Consider the following 25,186-nt stretch of genomic DNA (forward strand, 5'->3'; position numbering starts at 1 on the left):
AGGTTTACTAGAAAAGTGAACAGCTAAGTGAGAGGTGGGAAGATCTGTACTGAACAATAACAAATAGACTTATACCGCTTTGCTAAAGTTTATGCCGCTTTGCTATGGTTTATAGCGCTTTGCTAAGGCTTAAGTCGCTCTGTGATAGTTTATGCCGCTTTGCTACGGCTTTTGATTCACAGCTAAGGGAGATGTTAGGGATCGTTTGGCTGCGCTTTGGTGTGAGACTTGCGACTGGCATTTTGTTGCTGCTCAAGTTCACGTTGATGGTTTTCATGATTAACCAGCACTAGGGTTAAATACATTTTCGTCGGCAAAGACAACACCATCCCAAATGCCACACACATGGCGCTGAGAATAATCCCCTTCACTCCCATCACTTCAACAGTGTGGTTAAAGTTATGTAGATAAATACCAAGTAAAATCAGACAAATGCCACAACAAATACAAGTCCTAAGTATCACTATTAACGTTGAGCTTTTTATCATGGTTCACGTCCTTGATAATAAAATCTAGCGGGATAATGACAGGGGTTATCTCATCTTACAAAAAACCGCAGATAAAAACAGCTCGCTCAACAATCAAAGCTTGTCCCAACGGGCCAAGCCTTCACTGCCAGCAAAGATAGGTGATTGTCTTTATTTTGCGTTAAACATTTTCTCGCCTGACTTATCCTTATCAGACCAAAAGTTAATATTAAATTGTGCATCATCACTGAGTTCAATACGATGCCAATACTCTGGTGGACTTGTGGCAAAACTGCCTGCCGGAATAACAACTTTGACCTCTGGTTCCGTTGCCTCAGAATCGGCAAAACCGTAATAAGTGACCACACCTTCCATGACGCATAACTGCCCAAATACACCAGCGGCCGTATTATGATGACTCAATAATGCTGCTGGCACCGTTTCTTTGGTAAAAAATGGCGTTGAGCGTTGGATTTTCCAATGGCTAGGAATACGTTGATGGCTCATATAAATCTCCTCATAAGCAGGCTTATTTACCGCCTACACTAGTTCAGTATTAATTGAGTATTAGCTGTTTGAACACTCATAAATTGACGACTAATTAATTAGCACTTTTCTCAATAACGAAAACGCCTGCTGCACATGGTTATTCGTGACCACAAACCCTGTCATATTGTCATTTTCATCAAAGGCTTCAGCACTGACACTTTGTTGATTAAAGTTGACCTTCCAAGCAGAATCAGTACTAAATTGACCACCCACTTGAATCGGATATGAAGGTGTTTTCACTTTCACCATCATTGGCGGTAATTTAAGTTCAGACTCTTGTCCTAAAAGTTGTTTAGCGAGGACATTGGCGCTAAGTACTATCGGTTGTAAGTAAGCCATGACTTTGCCGTTTATTTCCGCACAATCACCTAAGGCATAAACCTGACTATCTGAGGTCATCAATTGGCTATTGACCATAATGCCGCGATTAACATCGACACCAGCTTGCTTAGCTAACTGAGTGTTAGGTCTAAGCCCTGCTGCAGATATCACGCAATCAACCTGAAACTGTTTACCCGTTTTAGTCACCACATTCAGTTTGTTCGAGCCAGATAGATAGCCTTGTAGCTGAACAGTGGTAACCGCATCATTTAACGATAATCTCACTCCACCACTCAGTAGCTGCTGCTCAAGTTTGAGTGCAACAAAATCAGGGGCGACATTAGCCAATATTCTGCCATTGGGTTCAACTACAACCACTTGCTTACCACTGGCTTGTAAATCCATCGCAAGCTCAATACCAATAAGTCCTCCCCCCATAATCAACACAGCATTAGCTGAGTTAATCTGCTCCTGCGAACGTTTATATTCTGCAAGGCTATTTAACGTCAGCACTTTTCCTGCGCCATCACCTAACACTGGCGGTACAAAAGCGCTGGCGCCTGTAGCGAAAACCAGTTTCGAATATGGGTATGCTTGCCCATTAACGAAAATACTTTGTGCTTGGGTATCAATGTCATCAACCCAAGTATTAGCAAATAAGCTGACCTTGTATTGCTTTGCAAATGCAGCTCCAGATTGAAGTACTAGGGCATCTGCATCTTGCTGTTTAGTAAATACATGACTTAAATCGGGCTTGTTATATTCATCACCGTTATCGCCAGTAAAAACCTGAATAGCCACTTCGTTATCTTGTCTACGAATATTTTTAATCAATTGATAGGCAGCAAAACCACTGCCAATAATGATAATTGGAGCTGTCATCATGATATCCTCAACCTGTAACTCATCAATACAAACGCGAATTAAGCGTTATGCTCTGCAAACACATCTTTACCTAAGTTGCATTCAGGACAGAGAAAGTAATCAGGCACATCCGCCCAACGCGTTCCCGCTTCAACACCTTGATTAGGCTCACCGATGGCAGGATCATAAATCCAGTTACACACAGTACAAATCATGCACTGACAATCTGCAGGATGTTGCTCAGGCGCTGTTGACTCTGACAATGCCATTTCATTTTGAACCTCAACAGATTGCACATCAGGTGATAACGCATGCAAAGCCCACTGCTTAGCAATTTGTCGGCCATGTTCACGACACTCTCGCATGGCTTTGCCATCTGGGCGCCATTTAGTTTTTAAACTGATTGCAGTTTCAAAACCCGCATCAGTTAAGCGTGCATGAATGCGATCTACAGCGCCGCCATTCCAGCCATAGCTACCAAAGGCTGCAGCTTTTTTCTCTTTAAAGCGAAGGCCGGTGATTTCTTCGAGCATGCCAGCAATCTTAGGCATCATTACGTTGTTCATCGTTGATGAGCCAACTAATACGCCTTTTGAACGGAAGGTATGCGATAAGATTTCATTCTTATCATGCTTTGACACATTAAACACTTTTACCGCTACTCCGGGGTCTACATCATGGATCCCTTGGGCAATGGCATCAGCCATCATGCGGGTGTTGTTTGACATGGAATCGTAGAAAATGGTGATTTTGTCTTCTTGATAATTATCCGCCCACTCAAGGTATTGATGAATGATTTGCGTTGGGTTATCACGCCAAACAATGCCGTGCGAAGTAGCAATCATGTCCACTGGCACATTAAAGCTTAATACTTCATGGATTTTAGCCGTTACTAGGCTACTAAACGGGGTAAGAATGTTGGCGTAGTAGCGTAAGCACTGCTCTTTTAATTCATTTTGATCAACTTCATCGTTAAATAAATGCTCATCGCAATAGTGCTGACCAAAGGCATCATTACTAAATAGCACCGCATCTTCTGTCATGTAAGTCATCATACTGTCAGGCCAATGCAGCATTGGCGCTTCAATAAATATCAGTTGTTTACCATTACCAATATCCAAGCTTTCACCGGTTTTAATGGTTTTGAAATTCCATTCTGGGTGATGATGATGCCCAACAATCGAATCGATTGCCGCTTCTGTACAATAGATAGGTGTATTAGGAATTTTTTCCATTAAGGCTGATAACGCACCCGAGTGATCTTCTTCAGCATGGTTAATCACAATGTAGTCGATAGTATTTAAATCGATTTCCATTGCTAAGTTTTGAATAAACTGATGACTAAAACGATGATCGACGGTATCAATTAAAACGGTTTTTTCTTCACGGATCAGATAGCTGTTATAAGAGGTGCCGCGGGTCATTTTATATTCGGTGCCGTGAAAATCTTGGATTTCCCAGTCACGTTGTCCGACCCAATGAATGTTGTTTTTTACATGAATAGTCATAATCTAATACCTAGTGCTTCAAATAGTAATCGAGTTAAATAATTTGTTATTTCGTTTCCTATTTGAGTAATTGCACTAGACGTGCCAATTGTATAACCCATTAAAAAATAACGAATTGGTAAATACCAGCCCATCAAACCATGTCATAATGACAAACTTTACTTTTGTCAAAGTGACACTACAATTGTCATATTGACAAACTTTCAATTAACTCGCTGGGCGAAAGAGTACTGCTGATGATTTCTTTAATGGTGCAATGGCAAAGTATTACCCAAGACTTAAACTCAGGGCTCACAACCCCCGATAGATTCGATCGTTTACTCGCCACCATTCGTCAGGTGTTAAATTGCGATGCCTCGGCGCTTTTATTGTATCAAGATCAGCAATTTACCCCATTGGCTATCAATGGCTTAGCGGATGATGTACTCGGTCGCCGCTTTGTCATCGATGATCACCCTCGCCTTGAAGCCATAGCTCGCGCTGGCGATATCGTTCGATTTCCAGCTGATAGCCACCTTGCCGATCCTTATGATGGCTTAATCTCAAACCATGATGAAAAGCTGCAGGTGCATTCATGTATTGGGTTACCACTGCTGATTGATGACCGCCTGATTGGTGCGATTACCATTGATGCCTTTGACCCTGGTCAGTTCGATTTACTGCGCAACGAAGATTTACGCTTTGTTAGTGCCCTTGCTGCCAGCGGCTTGCACACGGCTTTACTCATTGAGCAATTAGAAAAACAAACCAGTGTTTCTACAATTGAAAATCAAACTCTCACCTCACGCCGTGGTGACAGAATTGAAATGATTGGTCAGTCAGCCAATATGCAAGCGCTAAAAGAGCAAATAAATGCCGTGGCCAATACCGATTTGACTGTACTTATCATGGGGGAAACCGGTGTTGGTAAAGAGCTTGTCGCCAGTGCTATTCATCAGCAATCGAACCGTGAAAGCAATCAACTAGTTTATTTAAACTGTGCAGCTTTACCTGAATCGGTAGCTGAAAGTGAGTTATTTGGCCATGTAAAAGGCGCGTTTACTGGTGCTATCAGCAACCGCAAAGGTAAATTTGAACAAGCCGATGGCGGAACTTTATTCCTAGATGAAATCGGCGAGTTATCACTATCGTTGCAAGCTAAATTATTGCGAGCACTGCAATATGGTGACATCCAGCGTGTGGGTGATGACCGCCATATAACTGTTAATACCCGTATCGTCGCAGCGACCAATCGCAGCATGCACGAAGAAGTTAAAGCAGGTAGATTTAGAGCCGATTTATACCATCGTTTAAGCGTCTTCCCCATCGCAGTGCCACCGCTTCGGGAACGTGAAGGTGATGTCATTCTACTAGCAGGATTCTTTGCTGAGCGCATGTGCCGTAAGTTAAATCTTAGCAACATACGTTTAAGTGAGTCGCTGACTCAAACTTTAAAAGACTACACTTGGCCGGGAAACATTCGCGAACTTGAACACCTCATTAGCCGCGCTGCAGTATTAGCAAAGGCAAGTAGTAAGGCGCCATTAACTGCAGATAATAGACAGAAGGTTAAGCAAATCACCCTCGACATTGAGCATATTAATTTGCAAAGCTCGAGTGCTCACGGCTTGAATGATAATAGCTCGAATGAAAGTAGCTCGAATGAAAGTAGCTCAAATGCTCATAGCTCAAATGCTCATAGCTCAAATGCTCATGGCTCAAATGTTAGTAGCTCAGCAGCCAATATTTCGGCAGCCAACAACTCCGACACCAGCGCGAACATCAGCTGTCAAAACTTCAAACAAGCCACCGAAGACTTTCAAAAACAGCTAATTCAACAAAGCTACCAGCAAAATCAACAAAACTGGTCTGCCACAGCACGTGAACTCGGTTTAGATACAGGTAACTTACATCGCTTAGCTAAACGTTTAGGCATAAAGCAGTAATCGATATGAAGAGTATTAATCAATATGAATAGTCTTAAATCTACAAATAGTATTAATCGATTTCCTAATTAATATGGTTTTTTGCATAGTCTGTCGGTCATGCTTAATAACAACAATTTCAATACTTTTGACCGACAAAGCTTGCTTAATTTACCTTTCAAACTTAACAAATCTCCTCTCAAATTAATTTGCACTTTGTTTCACAATGATTACTGAAAAGTAAATAAAAGCAGAGTATTATCTAATAACGTTCGAATTCTAGGAGTCATACTTTGCAGCCTGTTCACCTTATCAATAAATATTCAGGATTAACGGTGCTAATTGTCGATGACTTTCCTGCCATGTTGAAAACCGTTGGCAGCATGCTAATTTCCATAGGATTTAAAAAAGTGATTAAAGCAGCCCACGGTAAAGAGGCGCTGCAAATACTAGAAGAAGAAAAAGTAGACTTAATCATTTCAGACTGGAATATGCCTAAACTGAATGGCTTAGGACTTTTAAAAGCGATTCGTCAGGGCCAATCTGAACATCGTAATGTGCCATTTATGATGCTTACCGCCAATGTAAATCATAACGATGTTAGACAAGCTATCGAGCTTGGCGTAACAGAGTATCTTATCAAGCCATTTAATCAGTCTACACTCAAAGATAAGATTTCAAGTGCGTTCAATAGCCCAGTCAGACAAGTTGCAGTAAAAACAGTAAATGATAAGCCTGCTGAAAAAATCAAAGATATCAAGGCTGATTTATCCACATTATTAATTGTTGATGATAATGCTAATAACGTCGCTATTTTAACTGAGTTACTGAAAAGCCAATACAAATTAAAAGCTTGTTTATCTGGGCAGAAGGCATTAGATATTTGCCAGCAAGAAGTTAAACCTGACCTCATATTGCTTGATATTATGATGCCTGACATGGACGGACTTGAAGTGTGTAAACAGCTCAAGTCAGATCCGCTAACAGAGCATATCCCGATTATTTTTATCTCGGCTCTTTCCCAAGATAAAGATGTAATTAAAGGTCTAAATTTAGGTGCTGTTGATTACATTACTAAACCTATTTCACCAGAAATCACTAAAGCAAGAGTCGCCACCCATATACGCCTTGTAGAACAACGTAAAGATGTCAGTAAACAGCTTGATACTTTGCTTGAAAATGCCCGTTTGAAAGATGAAATAGAGCGGATCATGCATCATGATTTAAAAGGGCCTCTATCAACGATTGTTGCTGCTACAGAAATCATCGGCAGTAAAAATGTCGGTTGTAATGAAGAAGTCGAGATATTGCAAAGCTCTGCTTCTTCTATACAAAAAATGGTCGATGATCATATGCTGATTTACAAGCTTGAAAATAACTCAGCTCAATGTGATTCAGAGGCGATTAACGCATTTAAATTAATCAATGAAGTATTATTCGGGCTCAAGCCAAAAAGCCTAAGCCACCAAGTTTTTGTCTCAACGAAAATTGCCGCAGACGTACATTTTATGGGCGATAAAGTATTGAGTTTAAACTTGTTTCATAACCTCATCGCTAATGCTATAGAAGCCGCACCAGAGAAAAGTAAAATTCATCTATCCCAATTAACTGATGAAAACTGGCTAACAATTAATATCCATAATGATGGGGAAATTCCGGCAAGAATTCAGCAACGTTTTTTTGATAAATTTGTGACTTCAGGTAAATCGAACGGAACGGGGATCGGCACTTATTCAGCTATGCTTTCAGCAAAAGCCCAAGGCGGAGATGTGGCTTTTACCAGTGATCTACAAAGTGGCACAACATTAAGTGTTCGCTTAAAACGATCGAAATAAATAAGCGACTCACCTATCGTGAGTCGCTATTAAATTGCACTTCACGACTCTTCATCAAAAAATTGTTTTGCAATGTCATTAAATTCATCAGTGATTTCCATAAAGCAATCGACCATAATTGGGTCAAAATGGCTGCCTTTACCTTCTAAAATGATACTCACTGCTTTTTCATGGGTAAATGAAGGTTTATAAACCCGTTTACTAATCAGTGCATCGTAAACATCCGCTACAGCCATTAATCTTGCTGATAACGGAATAGCTTCACCTGCTAACCCTTCTGGGTAACCTGAACCATCCCATTTTTCTTGATGAGAATAGGCGATTTCTTTGGCAAACACTAAGAAGTTATCAGCCACATTCATGGACTTCTCCGCCGCCGAAATAGCATCTCTACCATAGGTGGTATGCTTCTTCATGATTTCAAACTCTTCATCGGTCAGCTTACCTGGTTTAAGTAAGATACTATCTTCAATGCCCACTTTACCGATATCGTGTAGCGGTGCCGACTTATACATGGCAGTTATAACTTCCGGTGTTAGAATATCGCTAAAGCCTTCTTTTTTAGCCAATTGTTTAGCCAGTACTCTGACGTAGTGCTGGGTACGACGAATATGGTTACCTGTTTCAGGGTCACGCGATTCAGCTAATGCCCCCATCGCCACCATCGCCACATCTTGTATTTCAGCTAATTGCTTAGTGCGTTCAATAACACGCTCCTCAAGGATTTCATTTTGACGCGCCATGAGATCACGGGAAGCTTTTAACAGTAAATGATTTTTCACTCGCTCTTTCAAAATTGCAGGGCTAATGGGCTTGGTAATATAATCCACAGCGCCAAGTGCTAGGCCTTTAGTTTCATCTTCTTCTTGCACTTTTGCGGTTAAGAATATAACAGGTATATCTTGGGTTTCTTCATTCGATTTTAATGTCTTACAGACTTCATAACCGTCCATTTCAGGCATCATGACATCAAGTAGAATTAAGTCAGGCTTTCGTTTTTCGATAATTTTTAATGCAACTTTGCCACTTAATGCTGCTTGTATAAGATAATCTTGCGATAGCACCCCTTTTACCACTTCAATGTTGGTCGCTGTATCATCAACGGCAAGTATTGTTGCTTTTTTAACTTCAACCATTTCCCTATCCCTATCGATATTGATTGCTTCTTTATCCGTAAATTAGTGCTCTAATGTAGCGATTAACTGCTTAATTTGCGCTTCTGCTGCTTCAAAGTCATACTCGCCAAGCGTGCTATGCAATGCCTCTAGCTGCTGATTTATGCTCGCTTCCAGCTCTTTTTCCAATAATGTTTCAACACTGTCTACCACGGTGGCGTCAAAATCTTCTATTTGTGCTTCTATTGCTTTAAGTGGTTCAAGCAGAGCCTCAGAGCTCATTGTCACAGTGTTGATATCAACACTCTCAGCTGTTAATTGTTCAATGGTTTCTTGTTTAAATTGTTCAAGTAAGACTTCAGCTTCATCAAAATCATACTCTGATAACGCAGCATGTAGCTTCAAACCAAAGTGCTGTTCAAGCCCTTTAGTTGACTCGAGTAGCATATCTAATTGATCTACTGCGGTACTATCTAGAAGCTCAATTTGCTCCCTTAACTTTTCACACTGCAACTCAAATTGCGCATTAGAAATCGACAAGGTGTGTTCTGTTGTTGGTGTTGATGTTGGTGCTGTTATCGCCATTTCAATTGTCGATACCATCTTACTGATTTGGATCTGAGACTCACTCATAAGCCTCTCTATTTCTTCATTAAGAGCACACTCATCATCTTGTTTTTGCACATTAAGGGCTGATTCAAGTTTAGCTGCTGGCGGCACAACAAAACTCGCCCCAATATTACCAGCCACCCCTTTAATCGTATGGATTGCTATAATTGCGGAAGTTATATCATTTTCAGCAATGGCATCAGCAACTCTTTGAATCGCATCCGCCTCTCTGGCAGCGACTTTTTTCAACATTTTACGGTAAGTTTTTTCATTCCCAGATAAACGTTCAAGCGCTGCACTAACATCAAAATCAGGTAAGTCGAGCGTACTTACTTCAGCTGAAGCCTCTGCATCTGATGGCTCTTCTGGGGCTATTTCCTGCCATGTTTTCCCTGTCGGTTCGATCCATTTAGCTAAGGTTTTATACACTTCCTGTGGGTTTATTGGCTTCGGAATATGATCGTTCATTCCTGCATCTGTACATTTTTCTTTATCTCCACTCATTGCATTGGCTGTCATTGCAATAATCGGGATAGATTGCCTATTCGCTTGTAACCTAATTGCTCTGGTCGCTTCATACCCATCCATAACTGGCATTTGAATGTCCATCAAAATAGCGTCGTACTCAAAGGCTAGACTCATTGACACCGCTTCTTCGCCATTCCATGCAGAAGAAACCTTGATACCTGCCATATTGAGCAGTTCAATCGCAATCTCTTGGTTAATATCATTATCTTCAACCAATAGTACATGAGCACCGACAATGTCTTTAGCCGCTGAAACATTCAACTTGTCACTGTTTGATTTCGGTTTTATCAGTGACTTTTTCCCCATAACACTCATCACGGTATCTAATAATGTAGAGGCACTAACCGGTTTAGTGATGGCACTATCTAAGCCAATATCACTGGCTTTTTTAAGCATCTCGTCTCTATCGTAGGCAGTGACTATCACCATCTTAGGCAAGGCTGATAAAGTCTCGTTAGTGTTAATTGCTCTACACAGGTCTAACCCGTCCATTTGGGGCATTTTCCAATCAGCAAGCACTAACTGATATGGAGCCCCCTTCTCATCTGCTTCTTGTATTTTTTCTATTGCTTCATGGCCAGAGGCTGCAACATCGGGTAAGAAACCTAAACTCTCAGATAAAGTAAATAAAATTTCACGAGCTGCGACACTGTCATCAACAATAAGCACTGGAAGGTTTAAAAGACTTGTCGAAGAAGCTGGCTGAACAATGCTGTTTGAGTCAGACAATAGGAACTTAGCCGTGAATAAAAATGTGCTTCCTTCTCCTTGTATACTTTCAACCCAGATATCACCTTGCATCATTTCTGTCAGTGTTTTACTGATTGTTAGCCCTAAACCAGTTCCACCGTATTTGCGCGTCGTCGAAGCATCGGCCTGACTGAATGACTTGAACAACTTAGCCTGTTGTTCAGGGCTCATACCGATCCCAGTGTCTCTCACTGAGAACTCGACAAAAATTTCATCCTCTTGCTTCTCAAGCAACTTGGCTTTTACAATAATTTCGCCAGAATCTGTGAACTTAACGGCATTATTTGCCAAGTTAATTAACACCTGACCAAGTCTGAGCGGATCACCTTTTAAGCTCACGGGTAAATTAGGGTCAACATCGATGAGTAATTCAAGTCCTTTTTGCTGGATCTTATGAGAGATAATTTCCACCAAACTATCGAAACTTTCAGTAAGATTAAAAGGAGTCACCTCGAGTTCTAACTTGCCAGCTTCAATTTTAGAAAAGTCTAAAATATCATTGATAATGCCCAGCAATGATTCTGCAGAATTTTGAATTTTTCTCACATAATCAGATTGTTTACGGGTCAGCTCTGTTTGCTGAGTCAAATAGCTCATGCCAATAATGGCATTCATTGGGGTACGAATTTCATGACTCATATTAGCTAAAAAGTCACTTTTAGCTTGGGTCGCTTCATCTGCTGTTTTGACCGCTAATTCGAGCTTTCTGGCATTCTCTTTTTCGTTGGTGATATCAATAAAGTTACCCACTAAACCACCTGGGTTATCATTGCTATCTTTAAATCCCGTCACCCAATAAAGTGTGTCGTGCATATTGCCATCAGCAAATGGCATCATCACTTCTCTTTTAATGGTTTTCTGGTTCGCAATGATATCAACATCTTCGGCATGGTATTGAAGGCGGTCTTCTTCGCTTAAGTAAGCTAAGTCAGTCACTTTCAGACCGATAAGATCCTTCGAATTAACAGCGAATATATCTTCATAAGCTTTGTTAAATCCTAAGAATTTTCCTTCAGCATCTTTAAAAAATAGTGGAATAGGTACTGTATCAATCAGCAATTGTTGCAGTTTCATTTGCTCTGCTAAAGAACGAGTCGCCGCTTCGGCCCGTTGTTTTGCGTCTTTTAACACTTGTTCAGCTTCTTTACGCTGAGTCGTGTCCCTGACGATTCCGGTAAAGATATGTTCCTTTTCGATATTAGCTTCACCAATTGCTACTTCAATAGTGATTTCCTTACCGTTTTTGCATATGCCTGTTAACTCATAAATCGAACGCTCATGACCTTCAAGCTTGTCTTGTAAATATTGAGTTTGAAATGGTGGTTGGATAATGGCTTCGATATTACTTTGCACGAGTTCGTTTGCAGAGTAGCCAAAAATTTGCTCTGCCGCCGGGCTAAACTCTTCGATAAGCCCTTGCTCATTAACCACAATAATACCGTCAGAGGCATTATCAATGATGGTGCGGTTACGCAGCATAGTCACTTGCAGTGCTTCTGTACGATCTTTTACTAAGTTCTCTAACTCATGACGCGAACGAGTTAATGCCCGCGTGGCTCGCGTACCTACTCTAAGAGTAAATAAGGTACTGCCAAGTAGTAAAGTTAATGAGATAAATACAACTGCCCAAAGCGTATTTTTAAATGTCGTAATCAGCGCAAATGACTCATTAAAATCAACCTCTGCAGCTAAACCCATGTTTAAACGCTCATCCCATAGCCAGCTTCCTACAACTTTCACGCCTCGATAGTCATTGTATCCCTCAAGGTTAAATCCAGAGTTTTTGTTACTAATTTCACTCGCCATCTTAGTGGGCAGCCAATTAGGATTAGCTGGAATTTTCTCGTCTGCCTCTAATAAATTAATCACTGGATCAGCAATTCTGATGTTTAAAGACGCCTGTTGATTATCGTCAATTAACCCAATATCTTTTAACTGACTTGCAAATCGAACATTCGATAACAATACCCCAGTCTTATCTACGGCATAGGTTTCGCCACTGTGGCCGATGAAGCCAGCAGAGAGAATGGATGAAAAGACCCCTTTAAAATTGACTCGCTTAGTTAAAATAGCAATCACTTGATTGTCACTATTGACCACAGGTGAAGCAAAAAACATGGTTGAAGGCTTATCATCCACACTGCTATTTACGTTCTCAGAAAAATACACATCAGAGCGAATAGGCGGAATAAACACATTTTCGCCTGCCAATACTTGTTGTAACAATTCTGGGCGATGTTGTTGGATAAGATTAATATCGCCAATATTAGAGTTACGACGGGAAGAAAGGCTGATCATGTCCGGTGAAATAATAAAGAAACCATAAGAACCGGGCTCCCCTTCTCGATCACTAAAAAACTTCCTGACTTGGGATTGAATCGGTGCTTCCAACAACGAGTCACGGCTTCTTGGGATCACCAGTAGTTGTTCAACCATTGACACTAGTTCTTTATTTTTACCGACTTGTTCCAGACTATTTAACTCATAATCTACCCAAAAAAATAATCGCTGATGCGTTGAAGTCAGAAGAGTATTTAAGTTGTACTCCACTTCAGTGCGATTTTGTTTTTCCACATAGGTTGAAATCATGGCGATGATGGCAACGAGCACAATCGATAGCACTGTTAATCCAATATAAATGCCCCTTTTGAAGTGATTCGAACCAAATTTATTGGCTAATTCTTTATCGCTGGCTTTCAAAATACGCGAACTAAAAAGTGTTGTTAATACCAAGAGTCCCACTACTACAAATATCACTGTTAATAGCGAATCAATGAGCTTAGGCTCTTGGTTTTCTTCCACCTCTGTCCCCGTTGTTAACCAATCATTTTTGGTCAACATCAAATCCCTTAATTTCAGAGAGTCTAAACCTTTTTGTAATATTGAATGCAATAAAGGATGTTGGTTATGACTATATAAATGTACTGATGTAGGCGGAAATATATCTTCGTTAATTGACCTCAGAGTCTCAGAATCATTGCGTAAACTCATCGCATGTTGAATTGCTAACTCTGAATCGAGCAATGCATCCACTTCACCTAAAAGCACTTTATTAATTGAGTCTTCCATCGATATGGTTTCAACAATGGTGATATCTGGGTATAGCTTCTGTAGCTTACCAATAGAGGTATATCCCTGTGGAACAGCCACCTTAGCGTTAATTAAATCAAGGCTGCCTTTAAAGTGACTGTTACTATCTTTGACATGAAATAACTCGCGTACTAAAAAGAAAGGCGTGGTGAACTGACCAAATTGTTTACGATCTTCTTCCATATAAGCATCGGGAATTAAATCGACTTTTCCCTGCTTAAACAATTCAATATTGCTGTTCCATTCCCCTTCGACGATATCAAGTTTTAAGCCAGTATTTGCGACGATTTTATTAACAATAGCACCAGCCAATCCGCCAATGGTGCCATCCTCAAGCATGAATAGCATCGGAGGCCAATTGTCGATAGCAATAATCACTTTATTATTGTCAATCCATTCCTGTTCTTCGTCAGTAAGAAAAGGCTGTTCAGTGGTGCTCAAAGCACCTGTACGTTGCTGAACAGTTTCGGCAAACTCCAATAGTAACGCTAAAAAGTTTTGTTTAAGCTCATGGTATTCATCACTGTTAATCGTCTCCATAGCTTGTTTACGTTGACCTGATTTAATTGACGCAATAGTTTGCGCTTCAAGTGCTACGAGTCGGTCGTTAATTTTTTCCAGTTTGAGTATAAGCTGTTCATCTTCGGGGTTTTGTCGTGACAGTAACGCATTGATGAGTTTGCCCAGCTTAGGTTCATTTTCGTGATAACGATTAAGCCACTTTTCGTCCTCTGAAAAAGCGTAACTTAATACTGATGAGGTAAGTATTTCATCATAATACTTAAGCTCTGTAGTCAGGGTTTTTAACTCCCCTTTCGACAAATGTTGTTTATAAGCTTCAGGAAGAGGTTCAGCGTGAGATAAAGAAAAACCTGAGCACAATACCATTAAAAAAATGCCAATAATAACTGTGTATAAGCGGCGATATTGCAGAGTAATCGAAAGGCCGGAGAACATGGTATAGCATCCTTGTCGCATGAAGTGAGCAACACAAAATTTACACATAAATGAAAGCGTTAACAAGTGTTAATCATTTTAGTGAATATAGATAAACTTATGATTTAAATAATTATATATTAGCAAAAACACCTACATAGACTAATAAGGTAATAGTGCAATGTTCTTCCATATAAACATCTCACTTAAGCCTACTTTTCCAGAGAATGATACTAGAAAAGCTACTTTTCATAAATTTGTATTGGCTTGAATTTATAGACTAGTATTTTTGCCACAACCTGCCATCAATAGCTGATAATCCCAATGCAATAAGCAGCATGCCAACAAAATGTATCGCCTCTAACGATTCGTTTAAAAATACTGAGCCTAATAAAATGGCAGAAGCTGGCACCATTAATGTCACTAACAATACATTGGTGGCACCAGCGATTTCGAGAATTTTAAAATAAAGCACATAGGCAATTGCCGTTGAAGCAATCGCTAATGCCGCTATTGCAGACCAAGCTTGCATACTAGTACCAGCAATATCAATCGGACCATCAACCATCAATGTAATGGGTAGTAACACAACACTTGATGCAGTCACTTGACCAGCTGCGGTAATCACTGGGCTTACCGCCATCGTTCTAAACCGACGTCCATAAACGCCAGCAAAGGCATAAGACAGCGCAGCACCTATCACTGCAAGTTGCGCTAATATACTTTCCGCACCTTCAAGTGCTGGCATGCCAATCATTACAACCACGCCTATAAAACCAATAACGACACCAAACAGCTTAAGCCTTGTCGGACGTTCATCTGGCAGTAAAAAGCCGGCAACTATGACCGCAAAAATTGGCGTAGCAGCATTTAAAATAGCAGCTAGCCCTGAGGCAATTTGGGTTTGCCCCCATACTATCAGCACAAAAGGAATGGCGTTATTAAGTAACCCCATCCCTAAAAATGCTAACCAAATTCTGGGGGCTTTAGGTGGTTTATGGCCTAAAATGGTCGCAATCAGCCATAAGGTCACTGCGGCAATGGCTACTCGTAACGTCACGATGGTAAGCGGTGGCAACTCATTAACCACAACCCCAATAAAGAAAAAAGACCCGCCCCATAATATGGAGAGCACAATCAGCATCGCCCAAATACGTCCACTCATTGCGTTTGAAATTGTCATCACTGGCCTTGGTATATTAGCTTCCCTTAATTCATACTAACCGCAAGCGACCAACAACTCATCTTAAATTGACTTGCATTACCAATATTATGGCTCTTGTTTGAATTTAGCGGCTACCATACAACTTATTAGATATTTAAAAGTAGGGAGTAGAACAATAGATTTGGACACTTGGCGTGGGTTTAAAAGGGAGTGATTTTACTGAGTTCAATTCGCTTACTAATGCCTTAGCTAACGAATTGAACGACAAACTAATAATACATTGAACTGGCTAACTACTTACCCCAAGGGTTACTCGGGTCTTGTGACGGTGCAGGCCGATTTTTATCACTACGCTTGTTTTGTGCATAGTTATCTTGCGCTCTGGGTTTATCTTTACCGTATTTTTTAGGGCTACTCTCATTACGCTTCATTTCTTCGTAATCAGCAGTGGCCTTTTCACGCATTTCTGCAATCAGTTCAACTGTCAGCTCTTGTGGTTTACGCGGCACGATTCCATCAGCAAAGCCACGCTCACGGGGTTTTAGCTCAAACTGGGCAGCACTGCCTTTAGGCATGCTTTTAAAACGATACAGATAAAAGCTCTCTACTCGCTCTCTGGCCCATTCGGTTTTCTTTAAAAACTTAAGGCATGACTCTAAGCTAGGATTATTGTTAAAACACTCTAAACGCAATGCTGCGTACAAAATCTTCCAATCATAAAAGTCCACTAACTCAGACACCATGGTTTCTGACTTTAAACCATGCAGCGGGTTATTTTGTTGTAATTCAATCATGAGAGATCCCAGTAACCGACTATGCGGTATCGATAATGCCAATAAGAAACAAATAAGAAAATAATAATAGTCAGCTAAATAAATGCTTGCTCATCCAATAAACCGTCACAAATCTAACCGTTTGGGCCGATTCAAGCATTAATTATCACTAACTTCAATTTAATACACTAATGATAGCAAGCAACCGCCTAGCTTAGCTATCACAAGCCTATGTTTAAGCTCAAAAGCTTAATATCAATCAAAGCTAATCTTTTATGTCAATTCTATAGATTGAGCATTCCATATAGTGACTAATTACGGTATAACGACGCAATGAAAATCCCGAAACGAATCCAACCTCTGGTTGAAGAAGGCTTAGTCGACGACGTCCTGCGCCAATTAATGAGCGGCAAAGAAGCCAGTGTTTATGTAGTGCGCTGCGGCGATGATATTCGCTGCGCCAAAGTCTATAAAGATGTTGATAAGCGCAGCTTTAAACAAGCGGTTCAATACCAAGAAGGACGAAAGGTCCGCAATAGCCGCCGTGCTCGAGCGATGGAGAAAGGCTCTAAGTTCGGCCGAGATCAGCAAGAAGAAGCTTGGCAAAACGCCGAAGTTGATGCGCTATATAAATTAGCCGCTGCGGGCGTTCGCGTGCCTGAGCCTTATGGATGTTTTTCTGGTGTACTGCTGATGGAACTCGTCACCGACAGTGATGGCGTTGTCGCGCCAAGATTAAACGATGTCGTGTTCTCACATGAGGACGCGGTTCGCGATCACGCCAGTATGATTGAATACGCGAAACTAATGCTATGTGCTGGGCTCATACACGGTGACCTATCAGAATTTAATGTATTGGTTGATGATAAAGGCCCGGTAATTATCGACTTGCCCCAAGCGGTTGACGCTGCAGCCAACAACAACGCAGTATGGATGTTCGCCCGAGATGTGAACAACATGACAAACTACTACAGCCAGTTTGCCCCAGAGCTTGCTAACACCCAATACGCCAAAGAGATGTGGGCATTATTTGAAGCAGGAGAACTAACGCCAGACACTGAACTTACAGGTGAATTTGCAGAAAGTGAACACTTAGCCGATGTTGACTCTGTGCTTGAAGAAATCAACGCAGCACGGGAAGAAGAGCAAGAAAGACTGCAGCGCATTATTGATGCGAATGAAGATTGATGCGAATGAAGATTGATGCCAATGAATATTGATGCCAATGAAAATTGTTAAGCGAAACCTGAATGCAAACCATATCTACCAGCGAGTGAAACAACTTACTCACTCGCTTTGGCAACCATAAAACACGACTAAAATAATCGCTAAAGCAATCACTAAAGCCCAAGCGTGTTGAACATTGGGCTTTCATCATAAAGTCAGCCTATTTAGCTAAGCTCCCCCCTCCTATCAAATCAATTTGAAAATACTACCCCTGTTAACAATGTTAATTTCAGGTTAGTGATATTGCGCATTTTATTTGTGGTTTTTATATTAAATTTACGAACTCATTCACAATCTGAAATGGGATAACGAACTTAGATTAGCGAGCTTGGCTCTCATAAGCACTTACACAATAAATAAGTCATCTTATGAGTACTATCGAATCAATCACCTTAATGCTAGCGCTAGTCTATAGCATCAGTTTACTTTACTGGAGTAAACAAAAATGGGGCGCGGCTATTAGCGCTGCATTACTTGGCTCTGCGCTGTTAATGACTCTCCATTGGCCGTTATTTGTCGGCCTAGTCGTGGCACTGGTTGCGGTGACAATGTTAAATAAGTTTCAACCTGCACTGGCCCAAGGCGGCGCTGTTGCTGGCGAAAGCTCAAGAGGCAATAACAAAGCCAACCAATTACGAGAAATGATAAGGCACTTACTGGCGTTATCTATGCTGCTTGTTGGGGTACAATTTGCCATCAATTCCGCCATGCTTAAAGCCGGAGTCGAACCCATATTGGTTCGTCCAGATATTGGCGATGCCTTTTTACCGATTGCAGGCGGAATAGAACTAAAAGCCATTTTAGGGCTGGGGTTATGGGATAAAAATCACCCTTCTGCAGCCGTCATGTTAGTAGTGGTTTTACTCACTGGCTTGTTATGTAAGCGCGCCTTTTGCGGCTGGGCATGCCCACTTGGATTAGCTGGCGATTACCTTTATGCCTTTAGAAAGAAGTTCATCAAACAAGAGTTTGCTCCACCAGCTTGGTTAGACTGGATACTACGCATGCTTAAATACTTGCTAATGGCAGCGCTGATTTTATTAGTCTTCACAATGCCACTTGCCAGTATCCCGAATTACCTCGATGGTTATTATCACAAAGTCGCGGACTTAAAGATGGCGCTGTTTTTCTTAAAACCTACCATCATAAGCCTTATCTGTTTCAGTATTATTCTTGGTATTGCCGCTTGGAAGAAACAAGGATTTTGCCGATACATTTGCCCTTATGGTGCATTTTTAGGGCTACTCAGTTTTTTAAGTCCGTTCAAAATACGCCGCACCACTGAACAATGTTTAATTGAAGGCAAAGGGATGAAGTGCGATAAATGTACTCGCGCTTGTCCAGCTAACATTATCGTTCACACTCAAACGACAATTCGTAGCGACGAGTGCCAAGCCTGTATGAAGTGCATCTCCGCCTGCCCTAAACAAGAGGCGCTGCATCTTAGCACTCGTTGGGGAACTAAAATGTCAGCCAGAGGCTTAACAATATTACTGCTGTCATTACTATTTATGATCCCACTTTGGGCATATGTTGGTGGTTTTTGGCATAGCGAAACCCCAACAGAAATAAGAATGATGTTAATACAACATTTAGGCAGTATTGGTCATTAAGGTTGATAGCTCATTTAAATAAGTGATTATTAATCATAAAAAATGCCGCGAACCATAAGGTTAGCGGCATTGATAATAGCTAGGCTTATTGCCTTTTGAATCAGTTTTATTTTTTAGCGAGCGCCGCAGCTTCTGCTTGGCTTGCTAAGTACTCATCAAAAGTACCGTGGAAGCTCACTAACTGTTTATCTTTAACATCAATAATGTGCGTAGCCAGTGATGATACAAACTCACGATCATGGCTGACAAAAATTAACGTGCCTTCAAACAGTTTAAGGGCATTGTTTAACGCTTCAATCGCTTCCATATCCATGTGGTTGGTTGGTTCATCCATCACTAACACGTTAACGTCTTGCATCATTAACTTGCCGTATAACAGACGGTTTTTCTCACCACCTGAACAGTTTTTGGCTTTCTTGTTGGCATCGTCTTCAGTGAATAACAAACGCCCTAACATACCGCGAACCATTAAGTCGTTATGTTTAGGAGTACGCCACTGCGACATCCAATCAAACAAAGACAAGTCATTATCAAAGTCTTTGCTGCTGTCCTGTGGGCAGTAACCAATCGCTGCATTTTCAGACCACTTAATAGTACCGTTATTGTTTGCTAATTCATTAACTAAACAACGCAGTAATGTGGTTTTACCGACACCGTTTTCACCAATAACTGCAAGCTTAGCGCCCGCTTCTAAAATTAAGTCACCGCCTTCGAATAAGCTTTCGCCATCAAAGCCGTGGCCCAGTTCTTCTAATACCAAAGCTTGACGATGCATTTTTTTACTTTCATCAAAGCGCAGTGAAGGCGTCATACGGCTTGATGACTTCACTTCATCTAAACTGATTTTGTCCAGCTTTTTAGCACGTGAGCTTGCTTGTTTCGCTTTAGATGCATTGGCACCAAAACGGTTAACGAAGTCTTGTAGCTCTGCCATTTCAGCACTTTTCTTGGCGTTGCCCGCTAATAACTGCTCCTGAATAAGACCCGCCGCTTCAAGGAAGTATTCGTAATTACCTGGGTAAATACGCAACTCACCGTAATCGATGTCAGCCATGTGCGTACATACTGAATTCAAGAAATGTCTATCATGTGAAATGATAATCATGGTGCACTTACGCTTGTTAAGCTCACCTGCTAACCAAGAAATGGTATGAATATCCAAGTTGTTGGTAGGTTCATCAAGTAACAAAATATCTGGATTTGAGAATAGTGCTTGCGCCAGTAATACCCTTAATTTCCAGCCTGGTGCAACTTGTTGCATCAAGCCAAAATGGAAGCTTTCTTCGATACCTGCTTCTAGTAAAATCTCACCTGCGCGAGACTCTGCACTGTAGCCATCCATCTCAGCAAACTCACTTTCAAGATCGGCCACTTTCATGCCGTCTTCTTCGCTCATTTCTGGTAGTGCGTAAATGCGGTCACGCTCTTGCTTCACTTCCCATAGTTTTGCATCACCCATGATCACAGTATCAACCACACTGTACTGCTCGAATGCGAACTGATCTTGGCTCAATGTACCGACTTTCAAACCGGGAGTAATTGAGACATTACCTGAACTCGGTGCTAACGCGCCGCTAAGGATTTTCATGAATGTTGATTTACCACAACCATTAGCACCAATTAGACCATAACGGTTGCCGTGGCCAAATTTAGCGGAGATATTTTCAAACAATGGCTCAGCGCCAAACTGCATAGTGATGTTGTTTGTACTAATGATAGTGGTAACCCTCGGGGTAAATAGTCGAATTAATGAGCTTTAAAAGCAGCGCGGCAGTATACAGATTATGCAGTTTATTAGATAGGGGAATAATCAGGAAATATGAGCACAAAAGGAGTTTTAAAATGAACCTGGATGCATAAGCGTTGCAATAACAAATATCTTAGCCACTGCTCTAATCTGTGTCTTAGTTACTGAGGCGCTGCCAAAGTTAACGGCTGACATTGTAGTGGCTTAACCTTTAACGGTTTGGGTTTAGCAGGCTGATTGTTATCAACGGCTTTTTTAGGGGCCGACTTTGCGATATAAAATTGTTGTTTCCACCATTCAATATCTTCACAACCATCACCAGGCTTAATAGGTTGTTGCGGTTTGCAGTCGCTACTCGCCTCAGGACAAGTTAGGCGAACATGCATATGCGCACTATGTCCCCACCAAGGGCGTACTTTATGTAGCCAAGTATCACCATCACTTCGTTCATTGCACAATTGCTGTTTAATTGCGCCATTAACAAAAATTCGGGCAACGCGGGGATCTTGAGCCGCCGTTTTAATCATCTCTTTATGCTGAGGTTGCCATGCAGCAGTATCTAGAGCGAATTCTTGGCTATCTACAACGGTGAGCGCACGGGGAGACTTTAACTCTTTGGCTGTAAGCGGCTGCGCAGTTAATCTAAGCCAAATATCAACATCTAAACCAGTTTGATGGCTACTATGACCGTAGTCGAACTGCCCGCCTCGAGGCATCGACATATCGCCAACAAGGATTTGCTCAACACCTTTTTTTTGCATGTCTTGAGCAAATTGCTGCACAAAACTCACTAGATAAGGATGGCCATAATAGCGTTGTCGCTGCGGCCTAATCACTTGAAACCCTTTGCCTGATAAGGGCAAAGCTTCTGCGCCAGATAAACAGCCATTTGCGTACTCACCAATCGCTGCAGGGCTACCCTCAAAAGGGAGCTTTGCATGCTCCCAAGGATTAAAACGTCCATGTGTATTTGCGCTAACCATAATCAGTATCACGCCTACTACTAACGATAAGTTCACTATATTGGCTCTCTTGAATGAATAGTTAACGAGAAATAGCAGCACAAGGTTTTGCGCTAGAACTCATTCCAATTAATACAAGTGTAGAGGGGAATATCAACAAGGTTTGAATGATTTAATAAAAACGTTTAAAAACAGCTGAAAACGTTTATTAAAGCGAGCGAATATCTGCAACTAGCTATTCGTTACCTTAAGCCTTTTACAAAGAACTATTACAAAGAACTATTACAAAAAGCTATTACAAAAAGCTATTACAAAAGAGCACTACCAAGTATCTGCTTCAAAACGCGCGGTTCTGGCTTGCGCTTCAGTGCATTGAGTCAGTTGAATGAGTTCAGCCAATGTAATACTCGGGGTTTCAGTAATTAAACGAATCAGTTTTGCTTCTAAGGGTTCTAACTTATCAGCATGACCTAAGAGTGCGGTTTCGATTTTTTGAATCAAATACCTGAACTCACTTGAGCTGAGTTTTATTTCAGTTAATTCATCTTGACCGTAGGTTTTAAGTTGATTATTGAATGACTGCACCTTAATCGCCTCGCCTACCAGACTCCAATTACGTGAGCGGCGCACGCGCTTGAGTTCACAACCATGCTTAGTGGCAATGGCTTTAGCTTGATTAGCTGTTTCTCTACCAATGCGATGAATAAGTGAAGGTAGAGCAATCGTGATAGCCTCTTTATGCATATAAAATTGCGCTAATGTCCTTATGATTCATTTTCTATTAAATGGCGAATCAACTTAGCAGGAGTACCGCCGTAAAGACAGTCTGCAGGCACATCTTTTGTCACTACAGAATTGGCTGCTATCACTGAACGCGCTCCAATAGAGACCCCTTGATTAATGATGACATTGCCACCAATCCACACATCGTTTGCTATCACGATCGGTAAGCAGTAGGTTTCCCAGTTCTTACGCTGGCGATAGTCTAGATCGTGACTTGCTGAATAAAACTGTGCATTAGGTCCAATCAGGACGTTGTCACCAATGGTAATAAAGCTGCCATCGAGCATGGTGACATTTAGATTAATAAAGCTGTTATCACCTATTGAAATCGTTTTGCCAAACTCACATGAAAAAGGTGAACGAATGACACTGCCCTCACCAAAGTGAGCAAATAAGCGCTTAAATAGCCCAACACGACTTGCATCATCAACGGTCTGATTAAGCTCTACTAGCCTCAAGGTTGCATCATCACGCATAGCATTTAATTCTCTATCGCCACCATTAAATGCCTGACCTTGGGTCATCTTTTCAAACTCTGTCATATCTTTACCTCAACTACTTTGTAATTCATTCTCAGACTACGCAGGTGCTACCCCTCATTCAGTTCAGCAAGATAATATCGCGGATTAATGCCTAGTGTTTTGATTAAACCCGCAAATCACTTTTTCTCTAATAAAAAATGAAAAAATATTGAGCAATAAAAATGCCAGTCAATTTACATCGACTGGCATTAGGCTGTAACAGTAGTTGATTTGAACGGTGATAGTGGAGAGTCTATTTTTTCAAATCACACTGTTTAAACTTAATTACTTAAGTTCTACTGGCCATTCTTTTTCAACACGCTTTTCTAGGAACAATTCTTTCGACGCTTTCATTGCTTCTAAATCAAGACCGACAAGAGGTTGAACTTTAGCTTTAGTGTCGTACTTAGTTGCATCGAATTTGTACTCTGGAGCGTATTTTTTCAGTAACGCATCAGCTTCAACAATTGCTGCATCTAGAATGCCGTTTGATTTTTCTAACAAACGAATTGCTTCAGCAGGGTTATGAGCATGGATACCATGCGACGCTGTTGCGCTATCCCAGAACCACTGTGCATTTCTAACTTTAGTCAGTAAGCTATTCATTTCGCCCGCTAAAGGCGTTTTCGCTTTTAGTGCAGCTTCGTAATTACCTTTTGCTTCAGCAATACCTTTACCAGCTTCAAGACCTTTGATGCCATTTGCAGACCAAATTGCTTGCGCTTTAAAATGAACCTCAGTCAAACGAGGGTCTGTACCGTCAGCTTCAAAACGTAGCTTGTTGATTTCAGCTTTACGCTCATCAAGGATTTCAGTGAAATCTTCGGCTTCATGACAGCTTTGGCAATTATCAGGCAATGTTGCCGCTTCGAAGGTCACTTTATGGTTAGAATACTCACCGCCTTTGGCATTTTCAGCTTTAGGCATATGACAAGTCGTACAACCAAACTCTAAATGGCTATCCATCGCATGTTCAGTACGATCTAACATGTTTTCAAACTCAGGATGCTGAGCTTTAATCATTGGCGCGCCAGATACAGCATTGGTCCAATCTTTAAAGTTTCGGCTATCAAAGTAAGCAAGTTGCGCTTCAGCAGCAAAACCTTCATATAAACCGTCTGTACCTTTGTATCCAACAAACTCTTTATAGTCTGTGTTCACACCTGGCACCCAGTAATCCCATGGGTATTTCACTTTCTTGTCATCAGTACCGTCAAAGTAGTACTCAACATGACATTGGGCACAAGTTTGACTTGCTTGCATAGTTGCGTCTTGCTTAGTGAAATCTTTGCCAATCTCTTTCATTGCACGATCGGCATAAGGGCGGCTCAATCTCACATCTTCTTTGCCTAATTCATGACAATCAGCACAACCAATGGTGTTCGACATTTCATGGCCCCAAGTAGACCATGCATTGTCTGAAAACTTGCCTTCACCAACTTCATCATACATGCGTGCTACATCAGGGGTTTTACATGACCAACAACTTGCTGCCATTGCTTCACCGACCATTTTACCGTCATGACCGACCATTGGATGGCCTACACGTAAGGTTTTAATAATATCAGTTAGCGCAAAGTGATGCCCACGAGCACGATTGTAGTCTTTAGCGAAACCATAACCCGCCCAAGCACTGACTAAGTTTGGGTTGCTTGCAAGTAAATCATCAAGCTTGCCTGAAGCTGGCGTGCTTTCTTCTGTTTCAGCCCAAGTTTTATATTGCTCTGGGAAAGTTTTTTGCCAGTTTTCACTTTTATATAAATCGACTTCGCCAGCAACGCTATAACCGGTAAATGCGGTTGTAAGCATCACTGCAACTGCTAGTTTTCTTAATTTCATCATCATTCCTCATTAGGATTATTATTGTGTTGGAATTTATATCCCCTGCAAATTACCAAACACATTTTTAGTAAACTCAT

General features: G+C 41.2%; 17 protein-coding genes. 4 read left to right on the plus strand and 13 right to left on the minus strand.

From position 1 onward, the window contains the following. Positions 1–194: 194 nt before the first annotated feature. The 4 genes from K5Q58_RS06845 to norV all read right to left on the minus strand — a co-directional run bounded on the left by K5Q58_RS06845 (position 195) and on the right by norV (position 3,709). Positions 195–485: a hypothetical protein gene (locus tag K5Q58_RS06845; protein WP_374758483.1), complete on the minus strand. Its 291-nt coding sequence runs from the start codon at positions 483–485 to the stop codon at positions 195–197. Positions 486–638: 153 nt separating this feature from the next. Further along, positions 639–974 (minus strand): DUF1971 domain-containing protein, encoded by a 336-nt coding sequence (locus tag K5Q58_RS06850; protein ID WP_220753199.1) that lies wholly within the window; start codon positions 972–974, stop codon positions 639–641. A 90-nt stretch (positions 975–1,064) separates the two neighbouring features. After that, positions 1,065–2,219, minus strand: coding sequence for an NADH:flavorubredoxin reductase NorW (gene norW / locus K5Q58_RS06855; protein WP_220753200.1), 1,155 nt, complete (start codon positions 2,217–2,219; stop codon positions 1,065–1,067). 41 nt (positions 2,220–2,260) lie between these two features. Next, positions 2,261–3,709 (minus strand): anaerobic nitric oxide reductase flavorubredoxin, encoded by a 1,449-nt coding sequence (gene norV, locus K5Q58_RS06860; protein ID WP_220753201.1) that lies wholly within the window; start codon positions 3,707–3,709, stop codon positions 2,261–2,263. A 236-nt stretch (positions 3,710–3,945) separates the two neighbouring features. Here norV and norR point away from each other — a divergent pair, with 236 nt between their 5' ends. Continuing rightward, entirely contained in the window at positions 3,946–5,634 is a 1,689-nt protein-coding gene (gene norR / locus K5Q58_RS06865) for a nitric oxide reductase transcriptional regulator NorR (RefSeq protein ID WP_220753202.1), read from the plus strand. Between the two features lie 272 nt (positions 5,635–5,906). Next, on the plus strand, positions 5,907–7,448 hold the full coding sequence (locus tag K5Q58_RS06870; RefSeq protein WP_220753203.1) for a response regulator: 1,542 nt from the start codon (positions 5,907–5,909) through the stop codon (positions 7,446–7,448). 41 nt (positions 7,449–7,489) lie between these two features. On the opposite strand, the gene K5Q58_RS06875 is transcribed toward K5Q58_RS06870, so the two are convergent. The 4 genes from K5Q58_RS06875 to K5Q58_RS06890 all read right to left on the minus strand — a co-directional run bounded on the left by K5Q58_RS06875 (position 7,490) and on the right by K5Q58_RS06890 (position 16,435). Next, positions 7,490–8,584: a two-component system response regulator gene (locus K5Q58_RS06875; protein WP_220753204.1), complete on the minus strand. Its 1,095-nt coding sequence runs from the start codon at positions 8,582–8,584 to the stop codon at positions 7,490–7,492. Between the two features lie 42 nt (positions 8,585–8,626). Beyond that, a complete protein-coding gene (locus tag K5Q58_RS06880) occupies positions 8,627–14,497 on the minus strand; it encodes a response regulator (RefSeq protein WP_220753205.1) in 5,871 nt (1,956 codons plus the stop codon). A 259-nt stretch (positions 14,498–14,756) separates the two neighbouring features. After that, a complete protein-coding gene (locus K5Q58_RS06885; RefSeq protein WP_220753206.1) occupies positions 14,757–15,659 on the minus strand; it encodes a DMT family transporter in 903 nt (300 codons plus the stop codon). 275 nt (positions 15,660–15,934) lie between these two features. Then, positions 15,935–16,435 carry a VF530 family DNA-binding protein gene (locus K5Q58_RS06890; RefSeq protein WP_220753207.1) on the minus strand — a complete coding sequence of 167 codons (501 nt, stop codon included), beginning with the start codon at positions 16,433–16,435 and terminating at the stop codon, positions 15,935–15,937. A 312-nt stretch (positions 16,436–16,747) separates the two neighbouring features. Between K5Q58_RS06890 and K5Q58_RS06895 the strand changes: the two genes are divergently transcribed. Further along, positions 16,748–17,602: a PA4780 family RIO1-like protein kinase gene (locus tag K5Q58_RS06895; RefSeq protein WP_220753208.1), complete on the plus strand. Its 855-nt coding sequence runs from the start codon at positions 16,748–16,750 to the stop codon at positions 17,600–17,602. A gap of 407 nt (positions 17,603–18,009) precedes the next feature. Continuing rightward, complete coding sequence (locus K5Q58_RS06900; RefSeq protein ID WP_220753209.1) at positions 18,010–19,254, plus strand: 4Fe-4S binding protein; 1,245 nt, start codon at positions 18,010–18,012, stop codon at positions 19,252–19,254. Positions 19,255–19,360: 106 nt separating this feature from the next. Here the strand turns inward: K5Q58_RS06900 and K5Q58_RS06905 are convergent, their stop codons facing one another. The 5 genes from K5Q58_RS06905 to K5Q58_RS06925 form a co-directional block, all read right to left on the minus strand. Beyond that, positions 19,361–20,971 (minus strand): ABC-F family ATPase, encoded by a 1,611-nt coding sequence (locus tag K5Q58_RS06905; protein ID WP_220753218.1) that lies wholly within the window; start codon positions 20,969–20,971, stop codon positions 19,361–19,363. Between the two features lie 191 nt (positions 20,972–21,162). Further along, positions 21,163–22,020, minus strand: a complete 858-nt coding sequence (gene mepA, locus K5Q58_RS06910) for a penicillin-insensitive murein endopeptidase (protein WP_259651265.1) — start codon at positions 22,018–22,020, stop codon at positions 21,163–21,165. Between the two features lie 264 nt (positions 22,021–22,284). After that, entirely contained in the window at positions 22,285–22,707 is a 423-nt protein-coding gene (locus K5Q58_RS06915; RefSeq protein WP_220753210.1) for a ribosome recycling factor family protein, read from the minus strand. Positions 22,708–22,727: 20 nt separating this feature from the next. Then, a complete protein-coding gene (locus tag K5Q58_RS06920; protein WP_220753211.1) occupies positions 22,728–23,288 on the minus strand; it encodes a sugar O-acetyltransferase in 561 nt (186 codons plus the stop codon). A 264-nt stretch (positions 23,289–23,552) separates the two neighbouring features. Beyond that, positions 23,553–25,106: an ammonia-forming cytochrome c nitrite reductase subunit c552 gene (locus K5Q58_RS06925; protein ID WP_220753212.1), complete on the minus strand. Its 1,554-nt coding sequence runs from the start codon at positions 25,104–25,106 to the stop codon at positions 23,553–23,555. Positions 25,107–25,186 lie beyond the last annotated feature (80 nt).

The sequence above is a fragment of the Shewanella sp. KT0246 genome (assembly GCF_019654955.1).
Lineage (GTDB): Bacteria > Pseudomonadota > Gammaproteobacteria > Enterobacterales > Shewanellaceae > Shewanella > Shewanella goraebulensis.